Source organism: Viridibacillus sp. FSL E2-0187 (assembly GCF_038006425.1).
GTDB lineage: Bacteria > Bacillota > Bacilli > Bacillales_A > Planococcaceae > Viridibacillus > Viridibacillus arvi.
The window spans coordinates 319,494-335,572 of record NZ_JBBOVG010000001.1; the positions used below are offsets into that span (position 1 = coordinate 319,494).

Genomic DNA, 16,079 nt, shown 5'->3' on the forward strand with positions numbered 1-16,079 from the left:
CCCATGTGGGACAAAATTATAACCAGTGGGATAGAAAATAACCCACCACTGATGGAGGACGTAATAATATGTATACATTATCGGAGGCACAATTAAAATTACTACCCGAAATGTCAGACATCCTTCAAATCAGATATCGACTTCTTCAAACGATTCAGATGATGGGTCCGATTGGCCGTAGAGCATTAGCTGAGCAATTATCAGTAACTGAGCGTGAAGTACGTAAGGAAACTGATTTGTTAAACGAGCAAGGATTAATATTTACAAGTCGTTTAGGTATGAGTATTTCGGATAGTGGGCATCATGTACTCAGTAAACTAAAATCTCTCGTGCATGAATGGTCAGGAATATCATCATTAGAAACTATACTCACAAGACAATTCAAAATTCAAAAAGTAATCATTGTACCTGGCAATAATGATGTTGAACCTTCTGTCAAAACTTTAATGGGGACGGAAGCTGCAAATGAGCTAGAACGTTTAGCGAATGGTAAGAAAACCGTAGCTGTCACTGGTGGAAGTACTGTCAGTGCAATTGCTGAAAGTTTAACTCCATCGAATAAATTTTCACAACTACAGTTTATAGCAGCTCGGGGCGGCATCGGTGAAGAAATGCAGCTACAAGCAAATACCATTGCATCCGTATTTGCAAGTAAAACAGGCGGTACTTATCGCACGTTATATTTACCGGAATATTTAAGTGAAAATGCTTATACTACAATGATGCAAGAACCTATTGTGAGAGAAATGATCGATTTATATGAACAGACTGATATTGTCATACATGGTATCGGTTCTGCAGAGGAGATGGCTGTTCGCAGACACTCATCACCTGAAGATTTAAAAGCATTACAAAGTTTTGGAGCAGTCGGTGAAGCTTTTGGTTATTATTTTGATGAAACGGGTAACGCAGTACATAGAATTCGTACTGTTGGTATCCAGCTGGAACAAGTTCATAAATGCCCGTCTATTTTAGCTGTAGCGGGAGGAACTTCGAAGGCTAAGGCAATTCTTTCGTATATTAAAAATCCTGCTGAGCAAACTATCCTTATAACGGATCTAGCAGCAGCAGAAGAAATGATTCAATTACTTAAGTAATTAAACAAATGGAGGAATAGAACATGACTTTAAAATTAGCGATTAACGGATTTGGACGTATTGGACGATTAGTATTTCGAAATGCAGTACAGCACGAGAATATTGAGGTAGTAGCAGTAAACGATTTAACAGATGCAGCAATGTTAGCTCATTTGTTAAAATATGATTCCGTACACGGTATTTTAGATGCAGAAGTATCTTCTGAAGGCGAATACCTAATTGTTAATGGTAAGAGAGTACGTGTTTATGCTGAAAAAGATCCAGCAGTTTTACCTTGGAAAGAACTTGGAGTCGATATTGTTATCGAATCTACAGGACATTTTGTTAAAACAGAATTAGCAAGTAAACACCTTGAAGCAGGTGCTAAAAAAGTTATCGTTTCTGCACCAGGTAAAGGTAATATGCCTACATTTGTTATGGGTGTAAACCATAAAGAATACAATGCTTCAGAGCATAACGTTGTTTCAAATGCATCTTGTACTACAAACTGCTTAGCACCATTAGCAAAAGTATTAGATGAGAAATTTGGCATTAAACGTGGAATGATGACTACAATCCACTCATATACAAATGACCAACGCATTTTAGACTTACCTCATTCTGATTATCGTCGTGCACGTGCAGCTGGTGAATCAATGATTCCAACAACAACAGGTGCTGCAGTGGCAGTTGCAAAAGTTTTACCTAACTTAAAAGGCAAATTGGACGGTATGGCAGTACGTGTACCAACTCCTAATGTTTCTTTAGTAGACTTAGTAGCTGAATTAGATAAATCAGTAACAGTAGAAGAAATCAATGCTGTACTAAAAGAAGCTTCAGAAAACGAACTAAAAGGTATTTTGAATTTCACAGATTTACCACTAGTTTCAATTGATTATAATGGTAATAAAGCATCATCTACAATTGATAGCCTATCAACAATGGTCCTTGAAGATAACCTTGTTAAAGTACTTTCTTGGTACGATAATGAGTCAGGATATTCTTCTCGTTGTATCGACTTAGCTCTTTACATGTACGATCAAGGTTTGTAATAGAAAAACCGTAGCCTTTATGAACCCGAGAGTTTATAATGTATTAGGGTAAAAGGAGAAGGGGTTACTCTTCTCCTTCTTTTGTTCCTAAAAGAGTAAGCGTTTGCCTACTAGTACTATTGGAATGAATTTTTCGAACGTATTGTCGAATTGCCTGTTGTATTATCAAAAAATTATAAATAAGATGCTTGTTTCACATAGTTGGAAAAGCAATTTTAACAATTGGAGGAGGCTCTCTTCATGTATCAGAAGAAGACGATGAATGATGTAGAAGTAAACGGAAAACGTGTATTTGTGCGCGTAGATTTTAATGTACCTATGGAAGATGGTAAAATCACCGACGACACTCGTATTAGAGCAGCACTTCCTACAATTTCTAACCTAGTTGAAAAAGGTGCTAAAGTAATTTTAGCTAGTCATCTTGGACGTCCAAAAGGTGAAGTGAAAGAAGAGTTACGTTTAACTGCAGTTGGTAAACATCTAGCTGAATTGCTAGGAAAACCTGTTACAAAATTAGACGAATCAATTGGTGAAACAGTAGAAAAAGCAGTAGCAGAAATGGAAAATGGTGACGTTGTATTACTTGAAAACGTTCGATTCCATGCTGGAGAAGAAAAGAATGATGCTGACCTTGCAGCAAGCTTTGCTAAATTAGCAGATGTTTTTGTGAATGATGCATTTGGAGCAGCTCACCGTGCACATGCAACGACTGCGGGCATCGCTGAATACATCCCAGCTGTTTCCGGCTTATTAATGGAGAAAGAGCTTGATGTATTAGGTAAAGCTTTATCTACTCCAGAACGTCCATTCACTGCTATTATTGGTGGAGCTAAAGTTAAAGATAAGATTGGTGTAATCGAAAACCTTTTAGAGAAAGTAGATAACTTAATTATTGGTGGCGGTCTATCATACACATTCTCTAAAGCACAAGGTTTTGATATCGGACAATCTTTATTAGAAGAAGATAAAATTGAGTTAGCGAAATCTTTCATCGAAAAAGCGCAAGCTAAAGGTGTGAAATTGCATATGCCTGTCGATGTAGTTGTTGCAGATACCTTCTCTAAAGACGCAAACACAAAAGTTGTTGATATCGATCAAATCCCTTCTGATTGGATGGGGCTTGATATTGGTCCTAAAACAACTGCAAATTATGCAGATGTCATTAAAAACTCTAAGTTAGTTATTTGGAATGGACCGATGGGTGTCTTTGAAATGGATGCTTTTGCGAACGGAACAAAAGGTGTGGCTCAAGCTATGGCTGAAACTGATGCCTACACTATTATTGGTGGTGGAGATTCAGCCGCAGCAGTGGAAAAATTCCATGTAGCAGATAAGATGGACCACATCTCAACAGGTGGCGGTGCATCACTAGAATTTATGGAAGGCAAAGCTTTACCAGGCGTTGTCGCATTAAACGATAAATAATGGAGGGTATTCACATGCGTAAACCAATTATTGCAGGTAACTGGAAAATGTTTAAACACTTAAGCGATGCTGTAGAATTTGTAGAGGCAGTAAAATCATCAATTCCAAACAAAGAAAAAGTGGACTCAGTTATTTGCGCTCCAGCTTTATTCTTGCCAACACTTGTCGAACAAGCTAAAGGCTCTAATTTAGCGATTGGTGCTCAAACAATGCACTTTGAAAAAGAAGGTGCCTTTACAGGTGAAGTAAGTCCTTCTCAACTATCAGACATTGCTGTTTCTTATGTGGTTTTAGGCCACTCTGAGCGCCGTGAGTATTATAACGAAACGGATGCAGCAGTTAACAAAAAAACTCAGGCAGCATTTGAATATAACTTAACTCCAATTGTATGTGTTGGTGAAACACTAGAAGAGCGTGAAGCTGGAAACACAGTTGCAAAAGTAGCTGGTCAAGTACGTGCAGCTCTTGAAGGTTTATCAACAGAGCAAGTAAAACAAACTGTTATTGCATACGAGCCAATTTGGGCAATCGGTACAGGTAAAACGGCAACTGCTGAAGATGCAAATGAAGTTTGTGGAGCGGTTCGTGCCACTGTTCAAGAAATTGCTGGTCCAGATGCTGCTGCAGCAATTCGCATTCAATATGGTGGAAGTGTGAAACCTGAAAATATTGTTGAATTGCTATCAATGGAGCACATTGACGGGGCTCTTGTAGGTGGAGCAAGCCTACAATCAGATTCTTATTTGAGACTTTTGGAGGCGGGCGCAAATGCCTAAAAAACCTGTAGCACTTATTATTTTAGACGGTTTAGGTTTACGTAGTGAAGTGTTTGGAAATGCTGTAGCACAAGCGAAAAAACCAACATTTGATCGTTTATGGAATACGTATCCACACTCGACTCTACTTGCTTCAGGTGAAGCAGTAGGGTTGCCAGATGGACAAATGGGTAACTCAGAGGTTGGCCATTTGAATATTGGTGCTGGACGTATTGTGTATCAAAGTTTAACGAGAATTCACAAGTCTATTAAAGATGGTGACTTCTTTGAAAATGATGCATTAGTGCAAGCAGTAAAACATGCAAAAGAGAATAATACGAAACTACATTTAATGGGCTTACTTTCTGATGGTGGTGTACATAGTCATTATGAGCACTTATTCGCACTGCTAAAGCTAGCTAAGAAACATGGTTTAGATGAAGTTTATATTCATGGTTTCTTAGATGGTCGCGACGTAGCACCAACATCAGCAGTTTCTTATATTGAAGAAACTGAACGTCAAATAGCTGAAATCGGTGTAGGGAAATTCGCATCAATTAGTGGTCGTTACTATGCAATGGATCGTGACAATCGTTGGGATCGTATAGAAAAAGTGTATCAAGCGCTTGTCGGCGCTAAAGGTGAAGAAGCAAATTCTGCAAAATCTGGTGTGCAAAATTCTTATGCAAAAGATATTACAGATGAATTTGTTGTACCTTTTGTCGTGAAAGAAAACGGCAAACCTGTTGCAACAATTGATTCAAATGATTCTGTCATTTTCTTCAACTTCCGTCCTGACCGAGCAATTGAACTTTCAAAAGCATTTACGAATCCTGCATTTAATGGGTTTGTATTAAGTGAAAGACATCCTAAAGACCTCGTATATGTAACGTTCAAGCATTATAGTGATGAAGTAAATGCGAAGGTTGCGTTTGAAAATGATAACTTGGTCAATACTATTGGCGAAGTAATAGCAAATGAAGGTTTAACTCAATTGCGTATTGCTGAAACTGAGAAATATCCTCATGTCACATTCTTTATGAGTGGAGGACGTGAAGAGAAATTCGCTGGTGAAGAGCGTATTTTGATAAACTCACCTAAAGTAGCGACATACGATTTAAAACCTGAAATGAGTGCTTATGAAGTAACTGATGCATTATTAGCAGCAATTGAATCTGATGCATTTGATGGCATTATTCTTAACTTTGCTAATCCTGATATGGTTGGACATAGCGGTATGCTAGAACCAACGATTAAGGCAATTGAAGTTGTTGATGAGTGTTTAGGTAAAATTGTTGATGCTATCATTGCAAAAGGTGGAGCAGCAATTGTAACTGCTGATCATGGGAATTCTGACGAAGTTACTACTTTGGAAGGTCAACCGATGACAGCTCATACAACGAACCCTGTTCCAGTAATCGTCACAAAAGAAAATATCGTTTTACGAGATGGTGGAATTTTAGCCGATTTGGCTCCAACCATGTTAAAATTACTTGGAGTGGAACAACCACTTGAAATGACAGGAAAACCATTATTTTAAAACTGAGGAGAGTTAAAACAATGCCAATTATTACAGACGTACAAGCTCGTGAAGTATTAGATTCACGCGGTAACCCAACAGTAGAAGTAGAAGTATTCACAGAAAGCGGTGCATTTGGTCGTGCAATCGTACCATCTGGTGCATCTACAGGGGAATATGAAGCAGTAGAATTGCGCGATGGCGATAAAGGTCGCTACCTTGGAAAAGGTGTTTTAAAAGCAGTTGATAATGTAAATAACGTCATTGCACCTGAATTAATCGGTAACTATGCTGTACTTGATCAAGTATCAATTGATAACAGCATGATCGAATTAGATGGTACTGAAAACAAAGGAAAACTTGGAGCAAATGCTATTCTTGGTGTATCTTTAGCAGTTGCACATGCAGCAGCAGACTATTTAGGAGTTCCTCTTTATCAATATATCGGGGGAGTAAATGCAAAACAATTACCAGTACCGATGATGAACATCTTAAATGGTGGCGAACACGCTGATAACAACGTAGATATTCAAGAATTTATGGTAATGCCTGTAGGCGCTGAATCTTTCCGCCACGCATTACGTATGGGTACTGAAATCTTCCACAACTTAAAAGCTGTATTAAAAGAGTCTGGACATAATACTGCAGTAGGTGATGAAGGTGGCTTCGCGCCAAACCTTTCTTCTAACGAGGAAGCACTTGCTACAATTATGACAGCAATCGAACGTGCTGGTTACAAACCAGGCGAAGAAGTATTCTTAGCAATGGACGTTGCATCTTCTGAACTATTCAGTAAAGAAGACGGTAAATACCACTTAGTTGGTGAAGGCGTTGTTAAAACTTCTGAAGAGATGGTAGCATGGTACGAAGAAATGACTAATAAATATCCAATCATCTCTATTGAAGACGGCTTAGATGAAAATGACTGGGCTGGTCATAAATTATTAACAGAACGTATTGGCGAGAAAGTACAACTTGTTGGTGATGACTTATTCGTTACAAATACGAAAAAATTATCACGTGGTATCGAAGAAGGCGTTGGTAACTCAATCCTAATTAAAGTTAACCAAATCGGTACTTTAACAGAAACTTTAGATGCTATTGAAATGGCTAAACAAGCAGGCTACACAGCTGTTATCTCTCACCGTTCAGGTGAATCTGAAGATTCAACTATTGCTGACATAGCAGTAGCTGTAAATGCTGGCCAAATCAAAACAGGTGCACCTTCACGTACTGACCGTGTTGCGAAATATAACCAATTACTTCGCATCGAAGATCAACTAGACTCAACATCAAGATATAATGGCTTAAAATCTTTCTACAACTTAAAAAAATAAGTTAGAAATTTACTTAAGCTCTAAATAACAGAGAGCTATTTCACTGTCTCAATAAGGACAGTAGAAATAGCTCTATTTTTTCATTAGGTAGTCGTCAAAATTGTATGGAAATGTTAGAATATAACTTAAGCGCTAGTCTATTTACAGGCTACATAGCATGATTGAATTAGAACAACGTTGTCATTACGTACAGTTTTTGGTAAGATAAGACTGTTGTGATGTTTCGAATCAGGAGGTGGAACATATGCATACTGTGATTATGACACTATTAATCATTGTTTCTCTTGCATTAGTTGTCTTAGTATTATTACAATCAAGTAAAAGTGCAGGTCTTTCGGGAGCCATCTCTGGTGGAGCTGAGCAACTTTTTGGTAAGCAAAAAGCTCGAGGCATGGACCTTATTTTGCACCGCATTACGGTAGTATTATCAATTTTATTTTTTGTACTAGCTTTAGCTATTGCGAAATTTTAATGAGCGATATTTGAACCGCCTGACCACCATATGGTTAGGCGTTTTCTTTTATAAAAGCATATAATTAATAATAGAACACTTACATACATGAATTGTATTATTAATGGAGGTTTGCTTCATGGAAGTTTTAATGTCACAGCCTTTCTTTTTTAAAGCAGGTCCACGCGCAGTTTTACTGTTGCATGGCTTCACTGGGAATTCTTCTGATGTACGAATGCTTGGGAGGTTTTTAGAGAAAAAAGGCTATACTACGCTTGCTCCTCATTATAAAGGCCACGGTGTACCACCAGAGGAATTAATCCATACAAAACCATCAGATTGGTGGGAAGACGTTCTACAAGGATATAATACTTTAAAAGAAGCTGGTTATGAAGAAATTGCAGTTGCCGGTTTATCTTTAGGTGGTGTATTTTCACTGCGTTTAGGGTATACACTACCTATTAAGGGGATTGCGACAATGTGTGCACCAATGTCAATGCGCACTACGGATTTAATGTTCGAAGGTGTGTTGAAATATGCACGTGACTTTAAAAAATTTATTGGAAAAAAACCAGATGAAATCGAGCAAGAGATATCTGAGCTGAAGGAACAAGGGATGCCTTCACTTTCAGAATTACGAGAACTTGTTTATCAAGTTCGAGATCAGATTGATCTAATCTATGCTCCAATATTCGTTGCCCAAGGATTATTAGATGACGTGATTGACATAAATTCAGCACAAATCATTTATGATCAGGTGGAGTCCAATGATAAAGACATAAAATGGTATAAAGAGTCCGGGCACGTTATTACTCTTGACAAAGAGAAAAAACAATTACATGAAGATATATATGCTTTTTTAGAAAAACTCGATTGGCGAGAGTAGAAATGGCATTCTTCGCAAACGCTATTAGAAGGAGGGAAGAAAGATGAACAATCAAGAATTAACATTGCAAGAACGATTATTAACTTTCATGAAAGAAGAGCAATATAAACCGCTCACTGTTGCCGAATTCGAACAACAATTTGGTTTTAAAGATGCGGATGAATTTAAAGAACTAGTAAAAACACTAGTGAGAATGGAACAGCAAGGGCAGGTAGTGCGCTCTAATACGAATCGTTATGGTACACCAGATCGTATGAATTTGTTAAAAGGTCGCTTCATCGGTCATGCAAAAGGTTTTGGCTTTGTTGCACCAGAAGAAGCAGGAATGGATGATGTGTTCATACCGCCAGATGCTATAAATGGTGCATTAAATGGTGATACAGTATTAATCCGTGTATCTAAAACAACTTCTGGAGATCGACGAGAAGGTAAAATCATTCAGATCCTAGAAAGAGGAACAACGAAGGTTGTCGGCGTCTTTCAAGCAAATCGTGGTTTTGGCTTTGTAGTGCCAGATGATAAGAAATTATCAATCGATTTCTTTATCGCAAAAGGGGACACACTTGGCGCGATGGATGGTCATAAAGTAGTCATTGAAATTACTGGATGGCCTGATGATAATCGCTCAGCAACAGGAATTGTAACGCAAATTTTAGGTCATAAAAATGACCCAGGTGTCGATATCTTATCGATTATCCATAAACATGGTATCGCTATCGACTTCCCAAAAGAAGTGATAGATGCTGCATCAGCTATTCCTGATGAAGTAACTCAAGCAGATTTAGAAGGTCGTATCGATTTACGTGATCAAATGATTGTCACAATTGACGGTGAAACTGCAAAAGATTTAGATGATGCTGTTACTGTGACAAAAAATGATGATGGTACGTATAAGCTAGGCGTTCATATCGCTGACGTAAGCTACTACGTAACAGAAGGTTCAGATCTTGATGAAGAAGCGTATGATCGTGCTACTAGTGTGTATTTAACAGACCGCGTTATTCCGATGATTCCTCATCGACTATCAAACGGTATTTGTTCGTTAAATCCACAAGTTGACCGACTCACATTATCTTGTGAGATGACGATTAATGGTAGCGGTGAAGTAATAGGACACGAGATTTTCCAAAGTGTCATTAATACGACTGAGCGTATGACGTATACAGACGTTTATAAGATCTTAGAAGAAGATGACGAAGAATTAAAAGAACGTTATGCAGATCTTGTTCCTATGTTTAAGGATATGGGCGAATTAGCGCAAATTCTACGCAATAAGCGTATGGACCGCGGTGCTGTGGACTTTGACTTTAAAGAATCTCAAGTACTTGTAGATGAAAATGGTTGGCCTACAGATGTTGTATTACGTGAACGTACAGTTGCAGAGCGTCTGATCGAAGAGTTTATGCTAGCTGCAAATGAGACAGTTGCAGAACATTTTAAATGGATGGATGTACCTTTCATTTATCGTATTCACGAAGATCCTAAGCCAGAAAAACTTCAACGCTTCTTTGAATTTGTAACAAACTTTGGGTTAGTTATAAAAGGTACTGGTAACACAGTCCACCCACGTGCATTACAAGAGATTTTAGAATCAGTTGATGGATTACCTGAAGAACCTGTTATTTCGACTATGATGCTTCGTTCTATGCAACAAGCAAAATATAGTGCGGAATGTTTAGGTCACTTTGGTTTATCTACAGAGTTTTACACACACTTTACATCTCCAATCCGTCGTTACCCGGACTTAATTGTTCACAGATTAATCCGTACGTACTTAATTAACGGGGACGTTTCATCTGCTACAATTGCACATTGGAATGCTATAATGGATGAAATTGCACAGCATACATCTGAGCGCGAACGTCGTGCAGTCGATGCAGAGCGTGATACAGATGCACTGAAAAAAGCACAATTCATGGCTGATAAAATTGGTGATGAATTTGAAGGTATCATTAGTTCGATTACAAACTTTGGTATGTTCATCGAATTAGAAAACACAATTGAAGGTCTTGTTCATATTAGTAATATGACAGATGATTACTACCGTTTTGACGACCGTCAAATGGTGATGATTGGCGAACGTACCGGTCGCATTTTCCGTATTGGTGATGGTGTAGAAATTAAAGTTAAGGCTGTCAACGTTGAAGAATCAGCTGTTGATTTTGAAATCGTCGGTATGAAACGCGAATTTGGCCGTACTCGCAAAGAAGCACCACGTGTCATTCATGCGAAGAAAAAAGAGGGCACTAGAGGTGGCAGAGGAAAAGGCAGAAGCGAAAGTGCAAGCGGAAGCGGAACTCGAAAACCAAGTGGTGCAAAAGTGAATGGTAAAACACGCAAGGAAGAACGTAAAGCTTCCGGTAAAAGTGGTAGCCAAAAGAAAAAGTTCTACGAAGGTATTGCTAAAAAGAAAAAAGGCAGCAATGGTAAAAAGAAAAATAAAGAGAAGCGCTAGTCGCTTCTCCTCTATTTAATGAGGTGAATGATAATGGCTAAAGGGTCAGGAAAAGTTCTGGCACAAAATAAAAAGGCAGGACATGATTTCTTTATAGAGGAAACAATCGAAGCAGGAATGGTATTACAAGGAACTGAGATTAAGTCAATTCGTAACGGTAGAGTGCAATTGAGAGACTCGTATGTCCGCGTCAGTGGTAATGAAGCTTGGATTTCAAACATGCACGTTAGTCCATATGAACAAGGAAATCGTTTTAATCATGATCCATTACGTTCACGTAAATTATTGCTTCATAAAAGACAAATTGCTGAGCTGATTGGTAGAGTTAAACGTGACGGTTATACTATCGTACCGCTGAAAATGTACATAAAAGACGGTTATGCGAAATTATTAATCGGTGTCGGTAAAGGTAAGAAAAACTACGATAAACGTGATGACCTACGTAAAAAAGAAGCAAAACGTGATATGGAACGTACATTCAAGGCAAAAAATCAAATCTAATTGAGATGCTCAAACTTGAAGTTTCACCAATTTTGCCTTATAATTTATAAAGTAAACAAGCCAGTATAAATACTTTTTCTAAAAGTATTTCCGAACGTCCTTAAGACATTTATTGTCATAAGGACCCCTAAGGCATCTAACTACAAGTAGTAGAAATACCTTGTAGAGCCTATATTAAGGGGACGTTACGGATTCGACAGGGATGGTCTGAGCTTGAGTTGCGCGTCGGAGGTCTCGGCTTCGTCAACAACGGAAGTTATATAATAACTGGCAAACAACAAAACAACTTAGCTTTCGCAGCGTAAGCTGATGAAACTGCCTGTCTATTCTATCGCCCATGTAGCATAGTTCAGGCTCACTTATAGTGGGATACGGTTACTAGTGCCACTTGAGCTAGTAACAAGAGCTTCCCAAGTTAGCGCTCATGATGCCTGCTTGCTGGCTATTGAAGCGTGAATCCTAAATAGGCAAGATACACGCGTAGAAGCTTGAGTATTGGAGTTTCTGGACGCGGGTTCGACTCCCGCCGTCTCCATAGAGTGAAATCAAAGGATTTCAAAGAGTATTAAAAGCCTTGTATATCAAGGCTTTTTCTTTTTGCCAATATCGTAGAGTGGCATTTAAAATCAGCAAATGGCATTTAGTATGGCATTTAAAAGTCCATATATTTTACAAACTTTTGAATTGCTTCATCTTTAGCCTTTTTTGTTACGTGTGTGTAGATATCCATTGTTGTTTTAACGTCCGAATGACCTAATCGATCTTGAACTTCCTTTAAACTTGCACCTGCTTCAAATAATAGGCTACAGTGCGTATGTCGCAATTTGTGGGTACTTATTTGTTTAAGGTTATATTTCTTTTGAACTTGTAATATCCACTTTCTTGTTTTTGTTGGTTGCAAGAATTCATTGCGTTCATTGTTAAATACAAGTTGTTTAGGTTTTAAGGTGTTATAGCCTAAAACTAAATAATCTTGTTTTTGTTTTTTTTTCCAATCGTTTAATATATCCATTGTCTTTTTATCCATTTTGATAGTTCGAATGGAACTTTTTCTTTTCGTTGTTTTGATATAAAGACGATTATTTTCACCACGTGATAGGGCTGTATTGATGCGAATTTCGTTATCTTTGAAATTAATATTATTCCAGGTCAGTGCAAGTGCTTCTCCTTTACGCATTCCACTATACGCTAATAATCTGAATAGCGTATAAGCTTTGAAATTACTCTCCTTTTCAAAACACTCTAAGAATACCTTTAATTCTTCTCTTGTATAGAAATTTACCTCAGCGTCTTCTTCTAGAGGTTGTTCAATATTAACAGGCATTGTAACGAGTTTCATCGGATTACTTGTAATAACTCCTAAAGTAATTGCATAGTCTAAAATTTTTGAAGCGTATGCCTTGACCATACGGAACTTTTTTAGTTTATTGAACCATTCATTTACGTGTTTTTGACAAACTTGAACATTGATTTTATCAACTTTATAGTCACTCATAGCTGGCAAAATATGAGTTTTGAAAATACCCGTTGTTTTTACAAAAGTACTTTCTTGAACGGTGTTTTTATACTGTTCTATCCATAAATCGTACACATCTTGGTATGTGTCGGTTCTTTTTTTACCGAAGTCACCACGTTCTATTTCTAGTTGCAAGCGAGACAGGGCGAGTTGGGCTTGTTTTTTTGTACAAAAGCCGCTTCTGGTTGTCTTTAATCTTTTTCCAGTCAATGGATCTGTACCAATATAAATTTGAAACTTATAAAATTTTTTATTATTTTTGGTGTAACTTTGAATTGTTGCCATAAATATTCCTCCTATTTAGTCGCTTGCGGGGGCAAGTATTATAAAAGGAGTTATTAATTTTTATTTGAAAAAAATAAGCTTTAAAATTTGTAGGGTGCGTTCTTTTTCTTCAAGAGATAAGATTTTATTATTAACGCTTATATTTTCTAAAGAAAAAATATTTTCTAACTCAAAAGTCTTATTTAAGTATAAATCATCATGAATTTCTATTTGTTTGATAATTTCATTTATCTCAGCAAGAGTATATCTAATTTCTTTAATATTTAAAATTTCGTTATAGATATTATCATGAACTTTAGATATTTCTACAGATATATTGGCAAATTCTATAGATGATTTATCCTGATTTGATGAAGTCTGTTTAAGTATTTCCAAATCCTTTTTCAGTTTTTCTAAAACTTGTAATGATAATTCTAATTTTAAGCTTAGATTTTGAGTTTGTTCTATTAAATAGTTTGTATTTGAGCTTTCAATTAAATTCTTATACGAAGTATTACCTAAATTGGCAATGATGTGGAGTCTCTCAACTCCAGGTATACTTTTATCATTTTCCCATTTTGAGACAAGACTTTTATTTGCTCTATCTACTAATTCACCGAATTCTTCCATATTTAAGCCTAAACTTAAACGAATCTCCTTTATCCTTTTACCTAGTGTTGGACCCATATAAAACTCCTCCTCATATTAAATTTGTATTTTCGTATCAAATAGTGTCAAGAAATTCATTGACAGTGTCACGGTGTTTCATTTAACATAAAAGTGTCAAATAGTGTCATGAAATATAATTTTAGTTTCATGATATAGAATAGCATAATTCCTTATTTGATACAAAATTTATAGGTGGTGTAAAAATGAAACTAGAGCTAGATATTTTTGATGAATTAGAAAGCAAATTAAAGGAGTTGGTTATTACTGCTACAAGAAAAGCACTGGTTGAGGAGAAAAAGCAACCATTAACTAGAGAATGGATGTCTCTTAAAGAAGGTGCTACATATGCTGGAGTTAGCTACAACAGCTTCATGAAATTTCGAGCAATGGGATTAGTAATATGTGAAATTGATGGTATTAAAAGAGTGTCCAAAAAAGAGATTGATAATTTTTTACATAAAAATAGTTATTAACTATTGCGGGGGCAAGAGTAGAATATGAATAATAAATATGATAAATCTGAATTAACAGATGAAGAAAATAAATTTGTAAAAAAATTACAAGATGAATTAGACTTAGATTGGCAATCACAATTCATACGTTCAAAGAGAAATAAAACAATAATAAGTAATTCACAGAATGTAGAATTAATATTAACTAACGGAGAGTTAGAAGGTGCACTAGCTTTTGATGCTTTTAGATTAAAAAGTATTGTGCTTAAAGATTTACCATGGCGGAAAATACCTCCATATAAGACTTATGATCACTGGAATAGTACAGACGATGCAAGATTACAGCATTACTTAAACAAGAAGTACAACATAAAAGGTGATAGCTTAGTTAAGAATGCTTATATTGAAGTGACGATGAAAAATATTATACATCCAATAAAGGATTTAATTACATCTACAAAATGGGATGGCATTAAACGTGTTGAAGGGGTAATTATTGATTTTTTAGGTGCGGAGGACAGTAGCTATGTGAGAACTGTTTCTAAAATATTTTTTACTGCTGCTGTTACTCGCATCTATCAACCAGGGCATAAATATGATTACATGATCGTACTAGTGGGTGAACAGGGCATTCGAAAATCAAGTTTTGTCGAAGCAATTGCGCTTAATTGGTATTCAGCAGGTCCACCTGATTTTAAATCAAAGGAAGCTGCAGAAATTTTACAAAATGCATGGATTATTGAAATCCCTGAATTATCTGCTTTGAGAAAAAACGATATTGAACAAACAAAAGCATTTATATCTAAAACTTTAGATGAATATCGACCAGCCTATACAAAGTATGCAGAGATGTTTCCTCGCAAGTGTGTATTTATTGGTACAACCAATACATATGACTTTTTAACAGATACAACGGGTAATAGACGATTTTGGCCAATAGATTTAGATAAAAGCAAAATAAAATTAAATTTTAGCAAATTAGATTTTAACTATATAAGGCAATTATGGGCAGAGGCTTATTCATATTATTTAGATGGCGAAATATTAGCTTTGTCAGAAGAACTAGAAGCCGTTGCCCGAAAGGAACAAGAAAAGCACTTTTCAGTAGATCCAACAAAAGGGCTAATTGAGGAATATTTAAATATTCCATTACCTAATAATTGGTCAGATATCATACCTGATGAACGTTTTCTTTATTTTAAAAGGTATTTAAGTAATATTGATACTGAGAAAACTGAAGTTGAACAAGGTGTAGGGATTAAGGAGAAAGTTTCAGCGATAGAAATATGGGTGGAGTGTTTAGGAAAAAAGGAAAATCAAATTAATAACTTTGAATCAAAAAAAATCGGCGCTACGTTAACTGCACTGGGGTGGAAGACAGGCAATCAAAAGCGCGCACGATTTAAATATTATGGTCAGCAAAAAGTTTACTTTCGTAAGTAAGATTAGCTTATGACTAATATAATTCTACAGATTAACATAATAACTTGCTTTTAAATAGAAATAGATTTTTTAGAGTCTCATGAATCTCATTTTCTATTTTATTGAGACTCATGAGACTCATTTATTCGTGGTTTTAATTAAAAGGTTATTAAAAATGAATAAATCTAACCTTTTGTAATTTGAACTATGAACTTTACATGTAATTTGATACAATCAGTTTATAAAAATTTTATTTTCGTTTATTAGCAGACCACTTTTGGTTTTGCGATGATTTTACC

14 protein-coding genes and 1 other RNA gene are annotated in these 16,079 nt (G+C 36.4%); 13 read left to right on the top strand and 2 right to left on the bottom strand.

Translation table 11 applies throughout. The features are described 5' to 3' along the window. The first annotated feature begins 68 nt into the window (after nucleotides 1-68). From MHH85_RS01485 to ssrA, 11 genes are all read left to right on the top strand, one after another. Complete coding sequence (locus MHH85_RS01485) at nucleotides 69-1,097, top strand: sugar-binding transcriptional regulator (protein ID WP_340705741.1); 1,029 nt, start codon at nucleotides 69-71, stop codon at nucleotides 1,095-1,097. A gap of 23 nt (nucleotides 1,098-1,120) precedes the next feature. Then, nucleotides 1,121-2,128, top strand: a complete 1,008-nt coding sequence (gap, locus tag MHH85_RS01490) for a type I glyceraldehyde-3-phosphate dehydrogenase (protein WP_193740891.1) — start codon at nucleotides 1,121-1,123, stop codon at nucleotides 2,126-2,128. 240 nt (nucleotides 2,129-2,368) lie between these two features. After that, nucleotides 2,369-3,553 (top strand): phosphoglycerate kinase, encoded by a 1,185-nt coding sequence (locus MHH85_RS01495; protein ID WP_340705742.1) that lies wholly within the window; start codon nucleotides 2,369-2,371, stop codon nucleotides 3,551-3,553. 14 nt (nucleotides 3,554-3,567) lie between these two features. Then, nucleotides 3,568-4,329, top strand: coding sequence for a triose-phosphate isomerase (tpiA, locus tag MHH85_RS01500; RefSeq protein ID WP_053418690.1), 762 nt, complete (start codon nucleotides 3,568-3,570; stop codon nucleotides 4,327-4,329). Continuing rightward, nucleotides 4,322-5,848: a 2,3-bisphosphoglycerate-independent phosphoglycerate mutase gene (gpmI, locus tag MHH85_RS01505; RefSeq protein WP_340705743.1), complete on the top strand. Its 1,527-nt coding sequence runs from the start codon at nucleotides 4,322-4,324 to the stop codon at nucleotides 5,846-5,848. The genes tpiA and gpmI overlap by 8 nt, the downstream gene beginning before the upstream one ends. Before the next feature lie 20 nt (nucleotides 5,849-5,868). After that, on the top strand, nucleotides 5,869-7,164 hold the full coding sequence (eno, locus tag MHH85_RS01510) for a phosphopyruvate hydratase (protein ID WP_053418688.1): 1,296 nt from the start codon (nucleotides 5,869-5,871) through the stop codon (nucleotides 7,162-7,164). Nucleotides 7,165-7,408: 244 nt separating this feature from the next. Beyond that, nucleotides 7,409-7,636 (top strand): preprotein translocase subunit SecG, encoded by a 228-nt coding sequence (gene secG / locus MHH85_RS01515; RefSeq protein ID WP_053418687.1) that lies wholly within the window; start codon nucleotides 7,409-7,411, stop codon nucleotides 7,634-7,636. 118 nt (nucleotides 7,637-7,754) lie between these two features. Further along, the gene (locus MHH85_RS01520) at nucleotides 7,755-8,501 is read left to right on the top strand and encodes an alpha/beta hydrolase (RefSeq protein WP_340705744.1); all 747 of its coding nucleotides are present in this window, start codon (nucleotides 7,755-7,757) and stop codon (nucleotides 8,499-8,501) included. Between the two features lie 43 nt (nucleotides 8,502-8,544). Continuing rightward, nucleotides 8,545-10,956, top strand: a complete 2,412-nt coding sequence (rnr, locus tag MHH85_RS01525; RefSeq protein WP_340705745.1) for a ribonuclease R — start codon at nucleotides 8,545-8,547, stop codon at nucleotides 10,954-10,956. 33 nt (nucleotides 10,957-10,989) lie between these two features. Further along, a complete protein-coding gene (gene smpB, locus MHH85_RS01530) occupies nucleotides 10,990-11,457 on the top strand; it encodes an SsrA-binding protein SmpB (RefSeq protein ID WP_038188785.1) in 468 nt (155 codons plus the stop codon). A 178-nt stretch (nucleotides 11,458-11,635) separates the two neighbouring features. Further along, nucleotides 11,636-11,995, top strand: a transfer-messenger RNA (tmRNA) gene (ssrA, locus tag MHH85_RS01535). A gap of 114 nt (nucleotides 11,996-12,109) precedes the next feature. Here ssrA and MHH85_RS01540 read toward each other — a convergent pair. Beyond that, nucleotides 12,110-13,258, bottom strand: a complete 1,149-nt coding sequence (locus MHH85_RS01540) for a tyrosine-type recombinase/integrase (RefSeq protein WP_340705746.1) — start codon at nucleotides 13,256-13,258, stop codon at nucleotides 12,110-12,112. Nucleotides 13,259-13,318: 60 nt separating this feature from the next. Then, nucleotides 13,319-13,924, bottom strand: a complete 606-nt coding sequence (locus tag MHH85_RS01545; RefSeq protein WP_340705747.1) for a helix-turn-helix domain-containing protein — start codon at nucleotides 13,922-13,924, stop codon at nucleotides 13,319-13,321. Between the two features lie 185 nt (nucleotides 13,925-14,109). On the opposite strand from MHH85_RS01545, the gene MHH85_RS01550 reads away from it, so the two are divergent. Then, complete coding sequence (locus MHH85_RS01550) at nucleotides 14,110-14,379, top strand: DNA-binding protein (RefSeq protein ID WP_340705748.1); 270 nt, start codon at nucleotides 14,110-14,112, stop codon at nucleotides 14,377-14,379. A 24-nt stretch (nucleotides 14,380-14,403) separates the two neighbouring features. Further along, the gene (locus tag MHH85_RS01555) at nucleotides 14,404-15,801 is read left to right on the top strand and encodes a virulence-associated E family protein (protein ID WP_340705749.1); all 1,398 of its coding nucleotides are present in this window, start codon (nucleotides 14,404-14,406) and stop codon (nucleotides 15,799-15,801) included. The last annotated feature ends 278 nt before the right edge of the window (nucleotides 15,802-16,079 follow it).